The following is a 19,611-nucleotide window of genomic DNA, read 5'->3' on the forward strand; positions in this document are numbered from 1 at the left end:
GAGATGGATCCCCGCCTTCGCGGGGATGACAAAATCTGAAAACGGTACGAATTTCGCAAAACCCTATAAGGCAAGAATTTACCCCTCGACGATCCGCAACAATTTGCGCTCGACCGGGGCCAGGATGTTCTGCAACTCCTGGCCCCGTTTCAATATATGGCCGCCCTCGCCGACCAGCGCCCACATGCCCTGCCGGTTGCGCAGCGCCGGGCGCTTTTCGATGCGATATTCGGGGCGTTCGGCGGCGCGGCGGAAGGCGCTGAAAATCGCGGCCTCCCGCCCCATATCCATCGCATAGTCGCGCCAGTGCCCGGCCGACACCATCCGGCCATACAGGTCCATGATCCGCTGCAATTCCAGCCGGTCGAACCCGACCTGCCCCGTCCCATCCTTGGGAAACGGCGTCACATTGGACATCAGGCCCGGCCACGTTCCTTGAACAGCGACGGCTCATCATCGGGCAGCTTTGGCCGCTGCTGTTCCGCGATCAGCTCGGCCAGCCGCTTCTGCAACTGCTCGACCTCGCACTGGAGCAGTTCCAGCTTCTGCTTTTCCGGGTCGAAACAATCGGTGCAGGGCGTGCCATAGGGCATGAAGTCGCGTTGATAGGCGGTCACGTCGACCAGCATCGCGCGCGCAGGGATGCCCACCATCGTCGCGCCCTCGGCCACATCCTTGGTCACCACCGCATTGGCCCCGACCCGCGCCCGCGCGCCGACCGTCACCGGCCCCAGCACCTGCGCGCCAGACCCGACGATGACGCCATTGCCCAGCGTCGGGTGACGCTTGCCCGCAATACCATTGGCCGGATCAGTCCCGCCCAGCGTCACATTTTGGTACAGCGTGACATCGTCGCCAATCTCCGCCGTCTCGCCGACCACGGTAAAACCATGGTCGATGAAGAAACGCTTGCCGATTTTGGCGCCCGGATGAATGTCGTTCCCGGTCAGGAAGCGCGAGAAATGATTGACCGCCCGCGCCAGGAAATAGAGCCGCGCCCGGTAGAGCCGATGCGCCACCCGGTGGAAAGCCAGCGACCAAATGCCCGGATAAAGCAGGATTTCCGCCCGTGAACGGGGCGCGGGATCGCGCGACTTGACCGAATCAAGATAGGCAATGAGGTTGCGTACCATCCACATGTCCCCGAACCGGGCGTGCCTGTCCGCACGCCGCTGTAACAAAATCGCCCCCAACATAGCGTCGCAGGTCCGATTTTTCCAGAGACGGCGCTATTTCCCCTTTGCGAGCCAAAATAGAAACTTGCTTGGCGGCCCCGGATAAGCCAATCATAGAAGTAGACAATCAGACCAGAGGCAACCGGATGATCGACGCTTTCATCGCCAATTTCGGCGAAATCCTGCCCTTCATCCTTGTCGGCTTTGGTGCCCAGATGGTCGATGGCGCGCTCGGCATGGCCTATGGCGTCATCTCCAGCACCCTGTTGCTCACGCTCGGCGTGCCGCCCAGCCGCGCATCGGCCAGTGTCCATGTTGCTGAAACCTTCACCACCGCCGTCTCCGCTATCAGCCATATCCTGCACAAGAATGTGGACTGGAAGCTGTTTTCCAAACTCATCATCCCCGGCGTCATCGGCGGCGTGACCGGCGCCTATGTCCTGTCCAACATCGACGGCGCGGTCATCAAACCCTATATTCAGGCCTATCTCGCGGGCATCGGCCTCTATCTGGTCTGGCGCGGCTTTCACCTGCCGCCCAAGCAGAAAGACCCCAATTGGGTTGCGCCGCTCGGCCTGGTGGGCGGCTTCATGGATGCGACCGGCGGCGGCGGCTGGGGGCCTATCGTGACGTCCAACCTGTTGTTGCAGGGGTCCAGCCCGCGCCATACGATCGGCACGGTCAATACGGTCGAGTTCTTCCTGACCCTGTCGATCAGCATCACCTTCCTCATTCATCTGGGCTGGCAGGCCTTCACCACCTATACGCTCGGCCTGCTGATCGGCGGCGTCGCGGCCGCCCCGATCGGCGCGATGCTCGCCCGGCATATCCCGCCCCGCCTGCTGTTCACGGCGGTCGGCATCATCCTGACCATCACCTCGATGTTCGGCCTCGCCAAATTTCTTGGATATATCGGCTAAGGCACTTATATTCGGCTTTCTGATCGAGGAAGCCGATAGATGTCCAACTACATGCCCACCCTCAAACAGCTGCAATATCTGGTTGCGCTGAAGGAACAGGGTCATTTCGGCAAGGCCGCCGACAGCTGCTATGTGACCCAGTCCACCCTGTCGGCGGGCATCCGCGAGTTGGAGTCGCTGCTCGGCGTCACCCTGGTCGAGCGCACCCGCCGCGTCGTCCGCTTCACCGCTCTGGGCGATCGCATCGTGGAAAAGGCGCACCGGGTGTTGCGAGAGGCGGAGGAGCTTTCCGCCATCGCCGAAGCGTCCGGTAAGCCGCTGTCGGGCGAACTACGCATGAGCGTGATCCCGACCATCGCCCCCTTCCTGCTGCCGCGCCTCCTCCCCCGGCTGCGCGCCGACCGCCCCGAACTCAAACTCTATCTGCGTGAGGAAACCACATCGGCGGCGATCGAATCGCTCCGCCACGGCAATGTCGATTGCGTCCTGCTCGCCCTCCCCTTCCCCACTGGCGAACTGGAAAGCGAAATCCTCTTTCAGGACCGCCTCTATGTTGCCTTCCCGCGCGATGATCCCCGCGATCCGCCCGACTGGATCGGGCCGGAAATGATCGACGAGAGCAAATTATTGCTGCTGGAGGATGGTCATTGCCTCAAGGACCATGCGCTCGCCGCCTGCAACCGCCCCGAACTGCGCGCCAGCGCGATCATGATGGGGACGTCGCTGCACACGCTGATCCAGATGGTCGACAATGGCCTGGGCGTCACCATGCTGCCCGAAATGGCGATCACGAGCGGCATTTTGGAACATACCCAGATCGTCGCCCGCCCCCTCCGCTCCGACCGCGCCTGGCGCGACATCGCCCTGGTCTGGCGCAAGAACAGTCCGCGCGAAAAGGAATTTCATCTGCTCGCCGGGATATTGCGCGAGGCGTCCGACCCTCCGGCGGTGATGGTGGAGGCGGCGTAGCATCAAATCCTCCCCCGCAGGGCAGGGCTATCGCATTTGAAACTGCACCCTCCTTCATCGTCATCCTGAATTTATTTAGCTGCGCTGGCCTTCGGCTCAGGATCCATTTCTCGTCTCAAACAGGGGCTTTGGGGGCATGATGGATGCTGAGCCGCAGGCCAGCGCAGCTAAACGAGTTCAGCATGACGTTGAAGGGATAACGGAACGTCATGCACAGTAGCCGTCCCTGCAAAGAGAGGAGTTGCAGTAGCGTTCAGTCGTGGCCATTCCACCCCTTCGCCTTCACCTCATCCTCAACCCGCGCCTCGACCCACCCGGTCGCGCCATCGGCGAAATGCTCCTTCTTCCAGAAGGGCGCCTCCGACTTCAGCCAGTCGATCAGGAAGGCGCAGCTTTCCAGCGCGGCGGTGCGATGGCGCGACGCCGTGCCGACGAACACGATCCGCGCGCCCGGCTCCAGCCGCCCGAAGCGGTGGATGACGGTTAAGCCCAGCAGCGGCCAGCGCGCCATCGCCTCGTCACAGATGCGGTCGACCTGCGCCTGCGTCATCGCCGGATAATGTTCCAGTTCCAGCGCGACCAACCCGCCGCCACCGCGTACCACGCCGGTAAAGCTCGCGACCCCGCCGCCGCCCAGCGCTTCGAGCGCGGCCAGTTCCACCGCGACGTCGAAATCCCCGGCCTGCACCGCGACCCGCTTCATCCCCCGGTCACCGGCGGAAACAGCGCCAGTTCGCGCGCATCGCCGATCACCGTATCGAGGGCCACGAACCTTTGGTCCAATGCCGCGCGCAGCCGCGTCACATCGCCCAGCGCCTCGGCATAACCGCCGCCCCGCGCCGCCAGTCCAGCCACCAGATCGGCAACGGTCGCGCCCAGATCAGGCCGCGCCACTTGCTCCTCATCCAGCCCGATCCGCTCGCGCACCCAGGCGAAATAGACGATCGTCAGAGCCGCCATCGCTCAATCCATATGCTTTATGCCGACGCGCAGATAATCCCAGCCGGTTATCAGCGTCAGCAAGGCCGCGGCCCATAGCGTCACGATGCCGACCGCCTGGACGAAGGGGAATTGCGGCACCGCCCCCGCCAGGATCAGCGCGCCCAGCGCAATGATCTGGAACGTCGTTTTCCACTTGGCCAGCCGCGACACCGGCACCGACACCTGAATCCCCGCCAGAAATTCGCGCAGGCCCGACACGGCAATCTCGCGCAGCAGAATGATCATCGCGGCAACGATGTGGATGCCCGCTATGTCGCGCGTCGCGGTCAGCATCAGGATGACGGCGGCGACCATGATCTTGTCGGCGATGGGGTCCAGGAAAATGCCCAGCCGCGACACCGCGCCCTGTGCGCGCGCCAGATAGCCGTCGAAATAATCGGTGATGCCCATCAGGCAATAGAGCGCGAAGGCCAGCGCATAGCCGGTGATCCAGCGCGCCCCCATTTCCGCGGGCCACAGCAGGGCGACCAGCAACGGCACCGTGACGATGCGCGAAAGCGTGAGCAGATTAGGCAGCGTCAGCATCGCCGCCGACTGCCACAGTCCGGCCCGACGCACAAGGCGCGGCAGATGTTTGCGGTGACGGGATTGGACAGCGGCACCGGCAGCGGCTAGACCCCGCACCGGTCGCTAACGGAAAAGAAGCCAGATTCATCCATGAAAGCCTCTCTCAGGCTCTTGAACAAGCGCCGTTTTCTGCCGCTTTTCATCACCCAGCTGCTGGGTGCGTTCAACGACAATCTGTTCAAGAACGCGATGGTGCTGTTCGTCGTCTATCAGGTCTATAATGACGAACGGTCCGAAACCTGGTTCAGCGCGCTGGCGACCGGCATCTTCATCCTGCCCTTCTTTCTGCTGTCGGCGCTGTCGGGGCAACTGGCCGACCAGCGCGACAAGGCGGTCATCATCCGATGGGTCAAGGGCGCGGAAATCGCGATCATGCTGGTCGGCGCGACGGGCCTTGGCCTCATCTGGGGTGGCATCGCCATCCACACGCTGGCCATTCCGCTGCTGCTGCTTGCGCTGTTCGCCATGGGGGTTCACTCCACCTTCTTCGGCCCGATCAAATATGCCATCCTGCCCCAGCATCTTCACGATGAAGAAGTGCTGGGCGGCACCGGCCTGGTGGAGGCCGGCACCTATATCGCCATCCTCGCCGGCACGATCCTGGCGGGCCTGATCCCGGTGGAGATTGCCGCCATCGGCATCGTCATCACCGCGCTGATCGGCTATGTCGCGGGCCGTGAAGTGCCGCCCGCCCCGTCGCTGCTGGAACGCACGCCGATCGATTTCCACATCATCCGATCGTCCGTCACGCTGGTGCGCGGCACCATGCACATCCGCCGACTCTTTCTGGCCATCATGTCGATCAGCCTGTTCTGGGCGGTCGGCTCCATCCTGTTCATCCAGTTTCCGCCGCTGGTCAAAAATGTGCTGACCGCCGACAAGTCCGTCGCCAGCCTGTTCCTGGGCATTTTCTCGATCGGCATCGCCATCGGATCGGTCGCGATCAACCGGCTGCTCTGCGGCCATGTGTCGGCAAAATATGCCCCCGCATCGGTCATCGGCATGGGCGCCTGCATCGTCGCCTTCCATGTCGTGTGCGCACTCTGGACGCCCGCGCCCGCCGGGGAGATGCTGTCCTTTACCGGCTTCCTCGCCCATCCCATGGCGATCGCGCTGTCCGCCTGCCTTCTGGGTGTTGCGACCTTTGGCGGCATGTTCGTCGTACCGCTCTACGCCTTCCTGACCACTACGGTGGAAAAATGCGAAGCGGCGCGCACGGTCGCGGCCAATAATATCGTCAATTCAGGCGCGATGGTGATCGGATCGGTGATAGCGATCGGCCTGACGATTGCCGGGCTGTCGGTGGTGAAGCAGCTGCTGCTCGTCGCCCTGCTCTGCCTGCCCTGCGCCTGGCTGGCGTGGAAACTGCACAAGGCCTGCGACGGCCCTGTCTGCGCGTGATGCGCTCAGGAAATGAAGCTGTAGAATGCCGTGAAGAAGGCGCAGAAGCTCAACCCAAACAGCTTCCAGTCGCTATCGTCATCAACCATCTTCCGCTTGCGCGCAGGCGCTGGCTCCACGACGCGCAGCACATGCTGGGGCAACCGCTGGCGAAAGGGGTGGCGGGCGGATTCGGTCGTCAGGACAAGGGGACGTGTTCGCATGGTCGCAGGTTAACGCATTATTTACCTTTGGGGCCATCGCGAATGATGGTTAAGATTGGCCTGTCCCGGTGCGGGACAGACTTGACTGTATCAGGTGAATAATACAGCATGGCTGAACCGATGACCGATCCGTCCAGCACCGCCGATCCTGCCTCGCTGTCCCCGCGCGAATTTGGCGCCGGGCCGCCCAGCGCCTTCGCCCCGCCCACGCCCTGGCGACGCCGGTTGCAGATATTGGGCTGGATCGTCGCAGCGGGTCTTGCGCTGCTGATGCTGATGATCGGCTGGCTCGCCGTCACCGCCCCGCTTTCCCGATCGCTGCGGCCGATCGCGCCGCCCAGCATCAGCCTGATGTCGGCGGACAGTCACCTCATCGCCCGCCGCGGCGCGGTGATCGACACGCCCGTCACCATCGCCCAGCTGCCCGCCCATGTCCCGCAAGCCTTCATGGCGATCGAGGATCGCCGCTTCTACAGCCATTGGGGCGTCGATCCGCGCGGCGTCGCCCGCGCCGCCTGGCACAATCTCTGGTCGGACGGATCGTCGCAGGGCGGCAGCACCATCACCCAGCAGCTGGCCAAGGGCGTGTTCCTCTCCAGCGACCGCACCATGGGCCGCAAGGCGCGTGAGGCGATGATCGCCTTCTGGCTCGAAGCCTGGCTGACCAAGGACCAGATCCTCGAACGCTATTTGTCCAACGTCTATTTCGGCGACAATGTGTACGGGTTGCGCGCCGCCTCGCTCCATTATTTCAACCGCGCGCCCGAACGGCTGACCATCCCGCAGGCCGCGATGCTGGCCGGGCTGCTGAAAGCCCCCTCGCGCCTCGCCCCCACCAGCAACCTGAAGGGCGCGCGCGCGCGCGCCGCGCTGGTGACGCAGGCGATGGTGGACGCTGGCTATATCAGCCAGGCCGAACGCAACGCCCTTTCCCCTGCCCGCCTCAACGTCCGCGAAACCCCCGACGCCACCACCGGCACCTATTTCGCCGACTGGGTGCTGCCGCAGGCGCGCGACCGGGCGGGGGCGGTCTATGGTGAGCAAAAGATCGACACCACGCTCGACTGGCGCATCCAGCGCCTCGCCGAAGCCGCCATCCGCCGCGCGCCGCTGGGCGGCGCGCAGGCCGCACTGGTGGCGATGAAGCCCGACGGCAGCGTCGTCGCCATGGTCGGCGGCAAAAATTACACCAAGAGCAGTTTCAACCGCGCCGTGCAGGCCAAGCGCCAGCCCGGATCGACCTTCAAACTGTTCGTCTATCTCGCCGCTTTCCGCGCGGGCATGACGCCGGAGGATATGATCGACGACACGCCGATCACCACCGGCAGCTATCGCCCCGCCAATCATGGCGGCAAATATCGCGGCCGCATCAGCCTGCGTCAGGCCTTTGCCGCGTCCAGCAACGTCGCCGCCGTCCGCCTGACGCAGAAGGTCGGCGTCGACAATGTTATCAAGGTCGCTCGCGATCTGGGCGTCACCGCACCGCTCACCGAGGATCTGAGCCTCGCGCTCGGCACATCGGAAATTCCGCTGATCGAACTGGCCGAAGCCTATGCGGCGGTCGCGGCGGGTGCCTATCCCGTCCTCGCCCACGGCCTGCCGCCCGAAGAGCAGGGCTGGTTCGAAAAGTTGATGGCGCGCCAGCGATCCTTTGGCGACGATGAACTGGCGATGATCCGCGATCTCTTGTCCTCCGCCGCCAATCGCGGCACCGGCAGCGCGGCGGCCCTGCGCACCAGCACCTTCGGCAAGACCGGCACGACCCAGGACAGCCGCGACGCCATCTTCGTCGGCTATGCCGGTGGCCTCGTCACCGCCGTCTGGATCGGCAATGACGACAATAGCCCGCTCCCCGGTGGCGCGGCCGGCGGCGGCATCCCCGCGCGCATCTGGCGCAATTTCATGAGCGGCGCGATCAACGAAACGGTCGAGGACGCACCGGAAGAAACCCAGGACGCCGACCTCGTCAACGCCATCGCCAATATCAGCGTGGAAACCGGCATCGGCAATGTCCAGCTCGGTGTCGACGAAGGCGGCATGACGGTGAATATCGGCCCGGCCCAAATCCGCCTGCCCACCGACCAGCCCGCCCCGCCAACCGACGCCCCCCCACCCCGCATCGCGCCCACGCAACCGCCAGAGGGTGAGGATAGCGGGCCTTAAATCTATTCCCCTCCCGCAAGCGGGAGGGGCAGCGAGACTTAGGCGCGCAGCGTCTTAGTCGCAGCGGGGTGGGCAAACGCAACGTAGCGCTGACCCACCCCCTAACCCCCTCCCGTTTACGGGAGGGGGAACAAGGTAAACCCTAAACCGCCTGCCCAGCCGCCCAGCCGCTGGCCCACGCCCATTGGAAATTATAGCCGCCCAGCCACCCGGTCACGTCCACCGCCTCGCCAATCGCGTACAGCCCCGGCACCTTGGCCGCCTCCATCGTTCGCGATGACAGGCCCGCCGTCGCGATCCCGCCAACGGTCACTTCGGCCTTGGCATAGCCCTCCGTCCCCGTCGGCTCGAACGGCCAGTCATGCAGCCGCGCCCCCAATTGCCGCAGCGCCTTGTCGGACAGAGTACCCATCTCGCCCTGCACCCCGGCCCGCTCCAGCAGCGCATCGGCCAGCCGCTCGGTCAACGCCTGCGCCACTAGCTTGCGCAGGCTGGCGCGCGGCCGCTCCCGCTTCGCCTCGATCAGCCAGTCCGCCCCATGATCGGGCAGGAAATCGACATGGATCGGCGTGCGATGCTGCCAGTAGGAGGAAATCTGCAACATCGCCGGTCCCGACAGCCCGCGATGGGTGAACAAGGCCGCCTCGCGAAACCGAACCTTGTTCCACCGCACTACGACGTCCGCCGACACACCCGACAGCGCCTGAAACAGCGCCTCTTCCGTCCCCAGCGTAAACGGCACCAGCGCAGGCCGGGGCTGGACAATCGACAGCCCGAATTGCCGCGCGACCTCATAGGCAAAGCCGGTCGCGCCCATCTTCGGGATCGACGGCCCGCCGGTCGCCAGCACCAGCGCGGGCGCGCAATGCTCCACGCCGCCCGTCGTCACCCGATACAGGCCATCACCATGGCTCACATCCGCCACCGGCTGCCCCAGCGCCAGCGTCACGCCGCCCTTGGCGCATTCCTCTTCCAGCATCGCGACGATCTGTTTCGCGGACCCGTCGCAGAACAGCTGCCCCAGCGTCTTTTCATGCCAGGCGATGCCATAGCTATCGACCAGCGCGATGAAATCCTGCGCGCTATACCGCCCAAGCGCCGATTTGGCGAAATGCGGATTGGCCGACAGATAGCGATCCGCCGCCGTATCGACATTGGTGAAATTGCACCGCCCGCCGCCGGAAATCAGGATTTTCTTGCCCACCTGATCGGCATGGTCGACCAGCAGCACGCGCCTGCCGCGCTGGCCCGCTATCGCCGCGCACATCATCCCCGCCGCGCCCGCGCCCAGGATGATCGCGTCCCAATCGGCCATCAGCGGCCCCGCTTCAGACGCACCAGCGCCTCGTCCAGCGCCGACAGGAATCGCGACCGGTCATTCTTGCCGAACGGCGGTGGCCCACCAATCTGCTCACCCCCGGCCCGCAAATCCGCCATGATCGCCCGCGTCGCTATCGCCGCGCCGATGGAACTCAATGTGAAGGGCTTGCCATTGGGCGCGATTACCACCGCACCGGCTTTCAGGCACCTGTCCGCCAGCAGGATATCAGCCGTGATGCACACCGCCCCTGCATCCGCCCGCTCCGCGATCCAGTCATCCGCCGCATCGAACCCGTCGCTCACCACCACCCGGTCGAGCAGCTCATGCGCAGGGATTCGGATCGGGCTGTTGCTGACGATCGTCACCGGCACGCCATGGCGAAAGGCGACCTTGTAAATCTCATCCTTCACAGGACAGGCATCGGCATCGACCAGAATCTTCATGGATGGCGCGATAAGCGCGGGGGCGGCACTTCACAATGGCGAGTATGTACGCAGCGTGTTCCCGCGCAGGCGGGAACCCAGTTCAAACGGCGGGACTGGTTCCCGCCTCCGCGGGAACACTCGGCCCCATTATTTCCCCCTATGACCATTCGCCGCCTTCACCCCACGCCCATCCTGTCCTACATGGGACGCAATGAGCGCACCCCTTTACAACAAAGATATTTTGCGGCTCGCCGCCAGCATCCCGCACCACCACCGCCTGCCCGCCCCGCAGGCGAGCGTCGAGCGGCGGTCGCCTACTTGCGGGTCGCGGGTGACGGTGGATGTGGCGATGGCCGACGGGCGGTTGGCCGACATTGGTCTTGACGTAAAGGCGTGCGCGCTGGGGCAGGCGTCCGCGTCGCTGATGGCGGCGCAGGCGATCGGCATGAGCGCCGATGAACTGGCCGACGCCCGCGACAGGCTCACCGCCTATCTTTCCGGTGCCAGCGACGATCTCGACTTCTGGCCAGGTATTGCCGTGCTGGCCCCGGCGCGCGGCTATCCCGCCCGCCACGCCTCGATCCGCCTGGGCTTTGAAGCCATTGCCGAAGCCGCCCGGATGGCCGACGCCTGATGGCCACGCCAACCGCTCCCGCCAGCGGCCCCACCATCAGCGCAACCGAAATGCTGCTGTCCGAAGGCGTCATCCTGCTGGGTGCCGCGCTGCTGTTCGTCATCCTGTTCCGCCGCTTCGGGCTTGGTGCCGTGCTGGGCTATCTCGTCGCGGGGGCGCTGGTCGGGCCGCAGGGGCTGGGGCTGGTCGGCGGGGGCGAATCGAAACTCGCCATTGCCGAAATCGGTATCGTACTGCTGCTGTTCCTCGTCGGGCTTGAACTGCATCCCGCCCGTCTCTGGCGCTTGAAGAAGGACATCTTCGCCCTGGGCATGGCGCAGGTCGTGCTGTGCGGCTGCGCCCTTACCGCGATCATCTTCTATTTCACCGGCTTCACCTGGGGCGCGGCGATTGCGCTCGGCCTGCCGCTCGCCCTTTCCTCGACGGCGCAGGTGTTGCCGGGCCTCAAATCCAGCGGCCGGATCAATTCGCCATTTGGTGAAAAAATATTCTCGATCCTGCTGTTTCAGGATCTCTCGATCGTCCCGCTGATCACTATCGTCGCGGCGCTCTCCCGCAATCCGGCTGATGCGGGCGGACCACCGGGATGGATGACGGCGGCCTACACCGTCGCAGCGATTGCAGGCCTCGTCCTTGCTGGCCGCTTCATCCTGCGCCCGCTCCTCTCATTGGTCGGACGCTTTGGCGAACGCGAACTGTTCGTCACCGTCGGCCTGTTCACCGTGCTGGCCGCCGCCGCGCTGATGCACAGCCTGCACCTGTCGACCGCGCTGGGCGCGTTCGTAGCAGGCGTGATGCTCGCCGATTCGCCCTACCGGCATGAGATTGAGGCCGACGTCGAACCCTTCCGCTCGATCCTGCTCGGCCTCTTCTTCCTGGCCGTCGGCATGGTGCTGGACCTCGCCACCGTCGCCGCCAACCCGATATTTGTCATCGGCATGGCTCTGATCCTGGTCGCGACTAAGGCGGCGATCATCGCGGGCCTAGCGCGCCTGTTCGGCATGGACTGGCGACCCGCATTGGGCGCTGGCCTGTTGCTGAGCCAGGGCGGCGAATTCGGCTTCGTCCTGTTCGCCCAGGCGCAGGGCGCGCTGCTGATCGCGCCCGAAGCCGCCAGCCTGTTCAGCGCCATCGTCACCTTCTCCATGGCGACCACGCCCTTCCTGATGCTGTTCGCCCGCCGGTTCGAATTCGCCGCACCCAGGGATGGCGCCGACCTGCCCGGCCCGGACCAGGCGCCGCGCGGCACCGCCATCGTCGTGGGCTATGGCCGTTTCGGCCAGACCGTCGCGCAGATGCTGATCGGCCATGGCTTTGCCGTCGTGTCGATCGACAAGAAGCCCGCCCAGATCGAAGTGTCGCAGCGGTTCGACACCAAAGTCTATTATGGCGACGGCACCCGCATCGACCTGCTCCACCGCGCAGGTGCCGACGAAGCCCGGCTGATCGCCTTCTGCATCGACGATCCCTCGCTCGACAGCCGTACGCTCCAGCCGATCGTGGAGGCTTTCCCGCAGGCGGCCCTCATGGTCCGCGCCTTCGACCGGAAACAGCTGCTCGCCTTGCAGGATATCGATCTCGCCGCCGTCGTCCGCGAAGTCTATGAATCGGCCATCTGCATGGGCGTGCAGGCGATGCAGGCGCTGGGCGTTCCGCCTGAGGAGGTCGAGGAAGTCGAACGCCAATATCGCGCCAATGACGAACAGCGCCTCGCACTCCAGATCGAACATGGCACGCTGCTGGCGGCGAAAGACCTGATGTACCGCCCCGGCCGGGGCATGCGCCTGCTGACCCGTGGCGATGGAGACAAGACATGATCGCGATTTTCGCCGCCCTGTCCGCCGCCCTGGCCATCGGCGCGGGCGCGTTCGGCGCGCATGGCGTTACCGATGCCAAGGCGGTCGAATGGCTGCGCACCGGCGGCCTCTACCAACTGGTCCACGCCGTCGCCGCGCTGGCGATCATGGGCGTGGCGCGCGGCGCGGCGGCGCTGCTGCTGGTCGGTGCGGCGATCTTCGCCCTCACCCTCTACGCCATGGCGCTGGGCGCGCCCAAATGGCTGGGCGCGATTACCCCGATCGGCGGCCTGCTGATGATCGCCGGATGGCTGTGGGCGGCATGGACCTTCGGGCAACGCTGACGCGCGCCCTTGCCCCCGCCACTGACCCGGCCTAGATTGACGTCATGGCCGACCATCACCATCATCATCACGAACCCACCGGCACCCGGCTGGCCGACGCCGCGCGCGTCACGCTGGAAGCGCAGAGCGAGCAATGGACGCCCATGCGCGCGGCCATTTTCGATGCGCTGGCGGCGGAGGAAAAGCCCGCATCGGCCTATGACATCGCCGATACCGTGTCCAAGGCGCGCGGCAAGCGGGTCGCGCCCAACAGCGTCTATCGCATCCTCGACCTGTTCGTGACCAACAATATCGCGATGCGGGTGGAAAGCGCCAACGCCTATATCGCCAACGCCCATCCCGGCTGCCACCATGACTGCATCTTCCTGGTGTGCCGCACCTGCAAGCAGGCCACGCACCTCGATGATGACAAGGTCACCAACCAGGTCCGCGCCGTCGCCGAGCAGGAAGGGTTCAGGCCCGAACGCCCGGTGATCGAGATTTTGGGGACATGCGCCAAATGCGCCGCATAAGTGGATCGTTGCGCTTCGCGACGGAACGGCCTAGCGCCCTGACGAGTCTATGCCTTTTATGAACGATCGTCCCGAAACCCCGTTGCTCGACCAGGTGATCTGGCCGTCCGACCTGCGCGCCCTCAAGCCGGAGCAGCTGCGGCAACTTGCCGACGAACTGCGGCAGGAAGTGATCGCCGCCGTCGGCGTCACCGGCGGCCATCTGGGGTCCGGGCTTGGCGTCGTGGAACTCACCACCGCCATCCATTATGTGTTCGATACGCCCCGCGACAAGCTGATCTGGGACGTGGGGCATCAATGTTACCCGCACAAAATCCTGACCGGGCGGCGCGACCGCATCCGCACCTTGCGTCAGGGGGGCGGCCTGTCGGGCTTCACCAAGCGGTCCGAATCCGATTATGACCCGTTCGGCGCGGCGCACAGCTCCACCTCGATCAGCGCGGCTTTGGGCTTTGCCATCGCCAACAAGATGCAGGATCAGCCGGGCAAGGGCATCGCCGTCATCGGCGACGGCGCCATGTCGGCGGGCATGGCCTATGAGGCGATGAACAATGCGCAGGCGGCGGGCAATCGCCTGATCGTCATTCTGAACGACAATGACATGTCGATCGCCCCGCCCGTCGGTGGCCTGTCGGGCTATCTGGCGCGGCTCGTGTCCAGCCGCGAATTTCTGGGCCTGCGTGACCTTGCCAAGCGGCTGGCGCGCAAGCTGCCCCGCCCGCTCCACAATGCCGCGCGAAAGACCGACGAATTCGCCCGCGGCATGGCGATGGGCGGCACCTTGTTCGAGGAACTGGGCTTTTACTATGTCGGCCCGGTCGACGGCCATAATCTCGACCAGTTGATCCCGGTGCTGGAAAATGTCCGCGACGCCGCCGAAGGGCCGTGCCTGATCCATGTCGTCACGCAAAAGGGCAAGGGCTACGGCCCCGCCGAAGCCGCCGACGACAAATATCATGGCGTCCAGAAATTCGACGTCATCACCGGCACCCAGGCCAAGGCACCACCCGGCCCGCCCAGCTACACCAATGTCTTTGCGCAGGCGCTGATCGCCGAAGCGCAGCGCGATCCGACCGTCTGCGCCATCACCGCCGCCATGCCGTCCGGCACCGGTCTCGACAAATTCGCGACCGCTTTCCCCGATCGCTGCTTTGACGTCGGCATCGCCGAACAACATGCCGTCACCTTCGCCGCGGGCCTCGCCGCTCAGGGGATGCGGCCTTTCTGCGCGATCTATTCGACCTTCCTGCAACGCGCCTATGATCAGGTCGTCCATGACGTCGCGATCCAGAACCTGCCGGTCCGATTCGCCATCGACCGCGCGGGCCTTGTCGGTGCGGACGGCTCAACCCATGCGGGCAGTTTCGACGTCACCTATCTCGCCACCCTGCCCAATATGGTGGTGATGGCGGCAGCAGACGAAGCCGAACTGGTCCACATGACCCACACCGCCGCCTGCCACGACAGCGGCCCGATCGCGCTGCGCTACCCGCGCGGCAACGGCACCGGCGTCGATATGCCGGTGGTCCCCGAACGGCTGGAAATCGGCAAGGGCCGCATCGTGCGCGACGGGCGGCAGGTCGCGATCCTCTCGCTCGGCACGCGGCTGGAGGAAGCGCTGAAAGCCGCCGAAGCATTGGAAGCGCGCGGCCTGTCCACCACCGTCGCCGACCTGCGCTTTGCCAAGCCACTCGACGAAGCGATGATCCGCCGCCTGCTCACCACCCACGAAGTCGCCGTGACGATAGAGGAAGGCGCAATCGGCGGGCTTGGCGCGCATGTGCTGACACTGGCCAGCGACCTGGGCCTCATCGACAACGGCCTGAAACTACGCACCCTGCGCCTGCCGGACATGTTTCAGGATCAGGACAAGCCCGAAAAACAATATGCCGACGCCCGCCTGGACGCCGATGCCATCATCGACACTGTGCTGACAGCGTTGCGGCACAACAGCGTGGGAACAGAAGCGCGGGCCTGAAAAAAGATCCTCCCCTGCAAGGGGAGGGGGACCGTTCGCGTAGCGAATGGTGGAGGGGTGTCACCCTCTCGATAGGGCGATACCCCTCCGTCTGGCCTTCCGGCCATCCACCTCCCCTTGCAGGGGAGGATGTCCCGGTATTTACCACGCAACAAAAAGGGGCCATTCGGCCCCTTTTCCATTCCTTACTGCTGCGGCGTGGCCGCCCGTGCGTCCTGCCCGTCGCCTTCAGGCGCTGCAATGATGTCGCGTGTCGTCGCCCCCTTGTCGACCACTTCGGTCCCCGGATCGCCCGCGGTCGAGCGGATGCCCGCCGCTGCATTGACGCGACCCGCCGCGTTCAGCGTCGATGTTTCGGTCGCGCTGCGCTGGGCCGGGCCGCCGAACATCGCTTCCATTGCCGCCTTGCTCGAATCGACCGCGTTGGACGAAGGCGTGCCGGGCGCGGGCGGGACCAGCGCGAAATCGGGCGGGATCACCAACGGCGCCTGACGCGACACCGCAAATTCATCGGGCCGTTCGCGGTTGAACAGGCCACCGCCGCCGCCACAGGCCGACAGGGTAGAGAGCAGACCGGCGGCAAGGATCAGTTTAAGCTTCACTTCAAAGTCTCCGTATTTGCGCCCTTGTCGCGCAGCAGCAACGCCCGCGCAAGCAGGATCAGCACGCCGATGGTGATCGCTGCGTCAGCCAGGTTGAAAATCAGGAAGGGCCGCCATGCGCCAAAGTGCAGGTCCGCATAATCAACGACATAGCCCAGCCTGATCCGGTCGACGATATTGCCGATCGCCCCGCCCAGCACCAGCCCCAGCGCCGCGACATCCTGCCGCGCCTTTTCCCGCCACATCCACACGCCGACAAAGCCAGCGATCAAAATGGTCATCCCCACCAGCGCCCAGCGCATCAGGTCGGTATCGGCATGGAAAAAGCCCATCGACACCCCCCGATTTTCCAGCCAGCGCAGGCGAAAGATCGGCAAAATCTCGATGCCCGTATCCGCCCGGCTCTTGAGCGCCAGCGGATAGGTGACGGCATATTTGATGAGCTGGTCGAGCGCCAACGTCACGATCGCGACGGTCAGCCCCAGCGGGCGGTGGTTGATAGGGGTGGGCATGGTTCTGTTGTCTCAGCCTAAAAACATATCGTCATGCTGACGAAAGTCAGCATCCAGGGTCGGTGCAGCGCCGCCCTGGATCCCGGATCGAGTCCGGGATGACGAAACTGTGCAATGGTCGTCAAGCCTTCACCACATCATCACACCGGTCGCACAATGCGCCATCCTCGGCAACTTCGGGCAGCAACCGCCAGCAGCGCCCGCATTTATGCCATTCGCTGGGCTGGACGCTGATGCCGTCGCCCTCGCCCATGGTCACCCGCGCGACGATCGCGACTTCGGCGAAATCAACGTCGCCCACGGCCAGCACCTGGCCCATGGTGACATCGGCCTCCAGGCTGGAGCGAACGATCTTCTCGCGCCGCAATGGCTCGATCGCCTCGTTCACCTGTTCGCGCTGGCTTCGCAGCTCGGTCCATTTTTCGTCCAGATGCGCGTTGATCCAGTGACGGTCGATCTCCGGCCATTCCAGAAAATGCACGCTTTCCTCGTCACTTGGAAATCGGCTTTGCCATACTTCCTCAGCAGTGAAGGGGATGATCGGCGCGGCATAGCGGACCAGCGCGTGGAACAGCGTATCGAGCAACGTGCGATAGGCGCGGCGTTTGGGGTCCGACGGCGCATCGCAATAGAGGCAGTCCTTGCGGATATCGAAGAAGAAGGCCGACAGGTCGCTATTGGCGAAATCGAACAGCGCGCGGGTGTAGCGGCTGAACTCCAGCCAATTGTCGCTGCCCGCCGCCTTGTCCACGACCGACCGCAATTCCGCGTCCAGCGTCGCCAGCCGGTGGAGCATATAACGCTCCAGCTCCGGCATTTCCGCATAGGATACCGCCTCAGCCTCTTCATCATAATCGGCAAGAGCACCCAGCATGTAGCGGAAAGTATTGCGCAATTTGCGATAGGCGTCGGACGACCCGGCCAGCACTTCCTTGCCGATGCGCACATCATCGAAATAATCGGTGCTGGCGACCCAGACGCGCAAGATATCCGCGCCGCTTTCGCCCATGATCTTGAGCGGATCGACCACATTGCCCAGCGACTTGGACATTTTGCGCCCGGTGCCGTCGAGCGCGAAGCCGTGGGTCAACACTGCGTCATAGGGCGCACGCCCGCGCGTGCCGCTGGATTCCAGCAGCGACGACTGGAACCAGCCGCGATGCTGATCCGACCCCTCCAGATACAGGTCGGCGCGCACGCCCTCGCCATAGCAGGCTTCCACCACGAAACTATGGGTCGACCCGGAATCGAACCACACGTCGAGAATGTCGGTCACGACCTCATAGTCGTTGAGGTCGTAATCCGGCCCCAACAGCGCCTGATGATCCGCCCCGAACCAGGCGTCCGCCCCCGCGCCCTTGAACGCTTCGATGATGCGGGCATTGACTGCTGAATCAACCAGATATTGCCCACTCTTGCGATGCACATAGAGCGCGATCGGCACGCCCCAGGCCCGCTGGCGGCTGATCACCCAGTCGGGACGATCGCTGACCATCGCATTGATACGGTTCCGCGACCGCTCCGGCACCCAGCGTGTATTGGCGATCGCATCGAGCGCCACGCCGCGCAGGGTCGGGCCGTTGGTCGGCAGGATTGCAGCCAGCGCCCCGGTAACCGGCTCCAGCGGCGGCAGCGGATAGTCCGCCACCTGCCCGCTGGGCTTGTCCATCGGAATGAACCATTGCGGGGTGCAACGATAGATGATCCGCGCCTTCGACCGCCAGCTATGAGGATAGCTATGCTTGAACTCGCTGGCCGACAGCAGCGCGCCAGCCGCGCGCAGGTCGTTACAGATCGGGCCGTCCGCGCCGTTGAACTTGGTGTTGATGACGCTGCCCTGCCCCGGCAGCCACTCCCAATCGTCGCGATAAAAACCCGCATCATTGACCGCAAACACCGGGTCGATCCCCAGCGCCTTGCACGCAATGAAATCCTCCTCGCCATGGTCGGGCGCCATATGGACAAGGCCGGTGCCCGCATCGGTGGTGACGTGATCGGCGGGGAGGAAGGGACGGGGCCGGGCGAAGAAGCCGCCGAGCGCATGCATCGGATGGCGGGCAACGGCACCGGCGAGATCGGTGCCTTTGCCCCTCCAAATGATGTTGTCATCCCCGCGAAGGCGGGGATCCATCTCCGGCGCTGTGACCGCTGGAACGTCAGGAGATGGATTCCCGCCTTCGCGGGAATGACGAAGATAAACGGCGTGACGGAAAGCGGATGCTTGCTGAAGCTCATCCGCCATCAAATAAACCCGACCATCTGGATCACGAATAGCCGAATACTCAATCCCCTCCCCAAACGCGATCGCCTGGTTAACCGGGATCGTCCAGGGCGTCGTCGTCCAGATCACCGCGTGCGCGCCAACCAGCTCCGGCGCATTGGGCGCGCTGACAATCTCGAACGCCACGTCGATCTGCGTCGACACGACATCCTCATATTCCACCTCAGCCTCGGCCAGCGCGGTTTTTTCGACCGGGGACCACATCACCGGCTTGGCCCCGCGATAGAGCTGGCCGCTTTCCGCGAATTTGAGCAATTCGCCGACGATCGTCGCCTCGGCATCGAACTTCATCGTCAGGTATGGATCGGCCCAGTCGCCCATCACGCCCAGACGCTTGAACTGCTCCTTCTGCACACCCACCCATTTGTCGGCATAGGCGCGGCACTGGGCGCGGAATTCCTGCGCTGGCACCTCGTCCTTGTTCAGCTTCTTCTTGCGATATTCCTCCTCGATCTTCCATTCGATCGGCAGGCCATGACAGTCCCAGCCCGGCACATAGGGCGCATCCTTGCCCAGCAGCGATTGCGAACGGACGATGATGTCCTTCAGCACCTTGTTCATCGCATGGCCCATATGGATGTCGCCATTGGCGTAGGGCGGGCCGTCATGCAGGATGAAGCGCTCGCGCCCCTTGCGCCGCTCGCGCAGCCGGTCATACAGACCCATCGCCTCCCACTTCGCCGCAATCGCGGGTTCCTTCTGCGCCAGGCCGGCCTTCATCGGAAAGTCGGTGACGGGCAGGAAAACGGTGGACTTATAGTCAGGTGCGTCGGTCATATTGGGTCCGGTATCTGCTAATGACCGTT

General features: G+C 64.5%; 20 protein-coding genes. 9 read left to right on the plus strand and 11 right to left on the minus strand.

The window, feature by feature from the left end; translation table 11 throughout:
• Positions 1 to 78 precede the first annotated feature (78 nt).
• Positions 79 to 417 carry a DUF2794 domain-containing protein gene (locus ACODR8_RS04830; protein WP_006954549.1) on the minus strand — a complete coding sequence of 113 codons (339 nt, stop codon included), beginning with the start codon at positions 415 to 417 and terminating at the stop codon, positions 79 to 81.
• Positions 417 to 1,133 (minus strand): serine O-acetyltransferase EpsC, encoded by a 717-nt coding sequence (epsC, locus tag ACODR8_RS04835; protein WP_489006212.1) that lies wholly within the window; start codon positions 1,131 to 1,133, stop codon positions 417 to 419. The genes ACODR8_RS04830 and epsC overlap by 1 nt, the downstream gene beginning before the upstream one ends.
• A 188-nt stretch (positions 1,134 to 1,321) precedes the next feature.
• Between epsC and ACODR8_RS04840 the strand changes: the two genes are divergently transcribed.
• Together ACODR8_RS04840 and ACODR8_RS04845 are read left to right on the plus strand one after the other, a co-directional pair.
• A complete protein-coding gene (locus ACODR8_RS04840; RefSeq protein ID WP_489006213.1) occupies positions 1,322 to 2,095 on the plus strand; it encodes a sulfite exporter TauE/SafE family protein in 774 nt (257 codons plus the stop codon).
• Positions 2,096 to 2,134: 39 nt separating this feature from the next.
• Complete coding sequence (locus tag ACODR8_RS04845; protein WP_217671910.1) at positions 2,135 to 3,064, plus strand: hydrogen peroxide-inducible genes activator; 930 nt, start codon at positions 2,135 to 2,137, stop codon at positions 3,062 to 3,064.
• 253 nt (positions 3,065 to 3,317) lie between these two features.
• On the opposite strand, the gene ACODR8_RS04850 is transcribed toward ACODR8_RS04845, so the two are convergent.
• Genes ACODR8_RS04850 through pgsA form a run of 3 tightly spaced genes read right to left on the minus strand, consistent with a single transcriptional unit; the run spans position 3,318 to position 4,591 of the window.
• On the minus strand, positions 3,318 to 3,767 hold the full coding sequence (locus ACODR8_RS04850; protein ID WP_489006214.1) for a molybdenum cofactor biosynthesis protein MoaE: 450 nt from the start codon (positions 3,765 to 3,767) through the stop codon (positions 3,318 to 3,320).
• Entirely contained in the window at positions 3,764 to 4,024 is a 261-nt protein-coding gene (gene moaD, locus ACODR8_RS04855; protein WP_489006215.1) for a molybdopterin converting factor subunit 1, read from the minus strand. The genes ACODR8_RS04850 and moaD overlap by 4 nt, the downstream gene beginning before the upstream one ends.
• A gap of 3 nt (positions 4,025 to 4,027) precedes the next feature.
• Positions 4,028 to 4,591, minus strand: coding sequence for a CDP-diacylglycerol--glycerol-3-phosphate 3-phosphatidyltransferase (gene pgsA, locus ACODR8_RS04860; protein ID WP_119745326.1), 564 nt, complete (start codon positions 4,589 to 4,591; stop codon positions 4,028 to 4,030).
• A gap of 132 nt (positions 4,592 to 4,723) precedes the next feature.
• Between pgsA and ACODR8_RS04865 the strand changes: the two genes are divergently transcribed.
• Positions 4,724 to 6,034 (plus strand): MFS transporter, encoded by a 1,311-nt coding sequence (locus tag ACODR8_RS04865; protein ID WP_217671906.1) that lies wholly within the window; start codon positions 4,724 to 4,726, stop codon positions 6,032 to 6,034.
• 5 nt (positions 6,035 to 6,039) lie between these two features.
• On the opposite strand, the gene ACODR8_RS04870 is transcribed toward ACODR8_RS04865, so the two are convergent.
• The gene (locus ACODR8_RS04870) at positions 6,040 to 6,237 is read right to left on the minus strand and encodes a hypothetical protein (protein ID WP_294132189.1); all 198 of its coding nucleotides are present in this window, start codon (positions 6,235 to 6,237) and stop codon (positions 6,040 to 6,042) included.
• Between the two features lie 108 nt (positions 6,238 to 6,345).
• Between ACODR8_RS04870 and ACODR8_RS04875 the strand changes: the two genes are divergently transcribed.
• Positions 6,346 to 8,400 carry a transglycosylase domain-containing protein gene (locus ACODR8_RS04875; RefSeq protein WP_489006216.1) on the plus strand — a complete coding sequence of 685 codons (2,055 nt, stop codon included), beginning with the start codon at positions 6,346 to 6,348 and terminating at the stop codon, positions 8,398 to 8,400.
• A 142-nt stretch (positions 8,401 to 8,542) separates the two neighbouring features.
• Here ACODR8_RS04875 and ACODR8_RS04880 read toward each other — a convergent pair whose 3' ends face one another.
• Positions 8,543 to 9,715 carry a BaiN/RdsA family NAD(P)/FAD-dependent oxidoreductase gene (locus ACODR8_RS04880; RefSeq protein WP_489006217.1) on the minus strand — a complete coding sequence of 391 codons (1,173 nt, stop codon included), beginning with the start codon at positions 9,713 to 9,715 and terminating at the stop codon, positions 8,543 to 8,545.
• A complete protein-coding gene (locus tag ACODR8_RS04885; RefSeq protein WP_489006218.1) occupies positions 9,715 to 10,164 on the minus strand; it encodes a YaiI/YqxD family protein in 450 nt (149 codons plus the stop codon). Before ACODR8_RS04885 ends, ACODR8_RS04880 begins: the two co-directional genes overlap by 1 nt.
• A 193-nt stretch (positions 10,165 to 10,357) precedes the next feature.
• Between ACODR8_RS04885 and ACODR8_RS04890 the strand changes: the two genes are divergently transcribed.
• From ACODR8_RS04890 to dxs, 5 genes are read left to right on the plus strand one after another with little or no spacing between them, the layout of a single operon-like run.
• Positions 10,358 to 10,780: an iron-sulfur cluster assembly scaffold protein gene (locus ACODR8_RS04890; RefSeq protein ID WP_489006219.1), complete on the plus strand. Its 423-nt coding sequence runs from the start codon at positions 10,358 to 10,360 to the stop codon at positions 10,778 to 10,780.
• Positions 10,780 to 12,597, plus strand: coding sequence for a cation:proton antiporter domain-containing protein (locus ACODR8_RS04895; protein ID WP_489006220.1), 1,818 nt, complete (start codon positions 10,780 to 10,782; stop codon positions 12,595 to 12,597). Before ACODR8_RS04890 ends, ACODR8_RS04895 begins: the two co-directional genes overlap by 1 nt.
• Complete coding sequence (locus ACODR8_RS04900) at positions 12,594 to 12,920, plus strand: DUF423 domain-containing protein (protein ID WP_217671897.1); 327 nt, start codon at positions 12,594 to 12,596, stop codon at positions 12,918 to 12,920. Before ACODR8_RS04895 ends, ACODR8_RS04900 begins: the two co-directional genes overlap by 4 nt.
• A 44-nt stretch (positions 12,921 to 12,964) precedes the next feature.
• Positions 12,965 to 13,432: a Fur family transcriptional regulator gene (locus ACODR8_RS04905; protein ID WP_217671895.1), complete on the plus strand. Its 468-nt coding sequence runs from the start codon at positions 12,965 to 12,967 to the stop codon at positions 13,430 to 13,432.
• Between the two features lie 49 nt (positions 13,433 to 13,481).
• Positions 13,482 to 15,410, plus strand: coding sequence for a 1-deoxy-D-xylulose-5-phosphate synthase (gene dxs / locus ACODR8_RS04910; RefSeq protein WP_489006221.1), 1,929 nt, complete (start codon positions 13,482 to 13,484; stop codon positions 15,408 to 15,410).
• A 185-nt stretch (positions 15,411 to 15,595) separates the two neighbouring features.
• Here dxs and ACODR8_RS04915 read toward each other — a convergent pair whose 3' ends face one another.
• The 3 genes from ACODR8_RS04915 to ACODR8_RS04925 form a co-directional block, all read right to left on the minus strand.
• Complete coding sequence (locus tag ACODR8_RS04915; protein WP_489006222.1) at positions 15,596 to 16,012, minus strand: DUF3035 domain-containing protein; 417 nt, start codon at positions 16,010 to 16,012, stop codon at positions 15,596 to 15,598.
• Positions 16,009 to 16,524 carry a signal peptidase II gene (lspA, locus tag ACODR8_RS04920; protein WP_489006223.1) on the minus strand — a complete coding sequence of 172 codons (516 nt, stop codon included), beginning with the start codon at positions 16,522 to 16,524 and terminating at the stop codon, positions 16,009 to 16,011. Before lspA ends, ACODR8_RS04915 begins: the two co-directional genes overlap by 4 nt.
• A gap of 121 nt (positions 16,525 to 16,645) precedes the next feature.
• A complete protein-coding gene (locus tag ACODR8_RS04925) occupies positions 16,646 to 19,582 on the minus strand; it encodes an isoleucine--tRNA ligase (RefSeq protein WP_489006224.1) in 2,937 nt (978 codons plus the stop codon).
• Positions 19,583 to 19,611 lie beyond the last annotated feature (29 nt).

Source organism: Sphingobium sp. FG58, assembly GCF_057809055.1.

Coding starts and splice junctions, on each gene's coding strand:
- ACODR8_RS04880 (WP_489006217.1), bottom strand. CDS start 9,715: ATGGCCGATTGGGACGCGATCATCCTGGGCGCGGGCGCGGCGGGGATG.
- ACODR8_RS04895 (WP_489006220.1), top strand. CDS start 10,780: ATGGCCACGCCAACCGCTCCCGCCAGCGGCCCCACCATCAGCGCAACC.
- ACODR8_RS04870 (WP_294132189.1), bottom strand. CDS start 6,237: ATGCGAACACGTCCCCTTGTCCTGACGACCGAATCCGCCCGCCACCCC.
- ACODR8_RS04865 (WP_217671906.1), top strand. CDS start 4,724: ATGAAAGCCTCTCTCAGGCTCTTGAACAAGCGCCGTTTTCTGCCGCTT.
- ACODR8_RS04905 (WP_217671895.1), top strand. CDS start 12,965: ATGGCCGACCATCACCATCATCATCACGAACCCACCGGCACCCGGCTG.
- moaD (WP_489006215.1), bottom strand. CDS start 4,024: ATGGCGGCTCTGACGATCGTCTATTTCGCCTGGGTGCGCGAGCGGATC.
- ACODR8_RS04925 (WP_489006224.1), bottom strand. CDS start 19,582: ATGACCGACGCACCTGACTATAAGTCCACCGTTTTCCTGCCCGTCACC.
- lspA (WP_489006223.1), bottom strand. CDS start 16,524: ATGCCCACCCCTATCAACCACCGCCCGCTGGGGCTGACCGTCGCGATC.
- ACODR8_RS04885 (WP_489006218.1), bottom strand. CDS start 10,164: ATGAAGATTCTGGTCGATGCCGATGCCTGTCCTGTGAAGGATGAGATT.
- dxs (WP_489006221.1), top strand. CDS start 13,482: ATGCCTTTTATGAACGATCGTCCCGAAACCCCGTTGCTCGACCAGGTG.
- ACODR8_RS04845 (WP_217671910.1), top strand. CDS start 2,135: ATGTCCAACTACATGCCCACCCTCAAACAGCTGCAATATCTGGTTGCG.
- ACODR8_RS04840 (WP_489006213.1), top strand. CDS start 1,322: ATGATCGACGCTTTCATCGCCAATTTCGGCGAAATCCTGCCCTTCATC.
- ACODR8_RS04850 (WP_489006214.1), bottom strand. CDS start 3,767: ATGAAGCGGGTCGCGGTGCAGGCCGGGGATTTCGACGTCGCGGTGGAA.
- pgsA (WP_119745326.1), bottom strand. CDS start 4,591: ATGCTGACGCTGCCTAATCTGCTCACGCTTTCGCGCATCGTCACGGTG.
- ACODR8_RS04900 (WP_217671897.1), top strand. CDS start 12,594: ATGATCGCGATTTTCGCCGCCCTGTCCGCCGCCCTGGCCATCGGCGCG.
- ACODR8_RS04890 (WP_489006219.1), top strand. CDS start 10,358: ATGAGCGCACCCCTTTACAACAAAGATATTTTGCGGCTCGCCGCCAGC.
- epsC (WP_489006212.1), bottom strand. CDS start 1,133: ATGGTACGCAACCTCATTGCCTATCTTGATTCGGTCAAGTCGCGCGAT.
- ACODR8_RS04875 (WP_489006216.1), top strand. CDS start 6,346: ATGGCTGAACCGATGACCGATCCGTCCAGCACCGCCGATCCTGCCTCG.
- ACODR8_RS04830 (WP_006954549.1), bottom strand. CDS start 417: ATGTCCAATGTGACGCCGTTTCCCAAGGATGGGACGGGGCAGGTCGGG.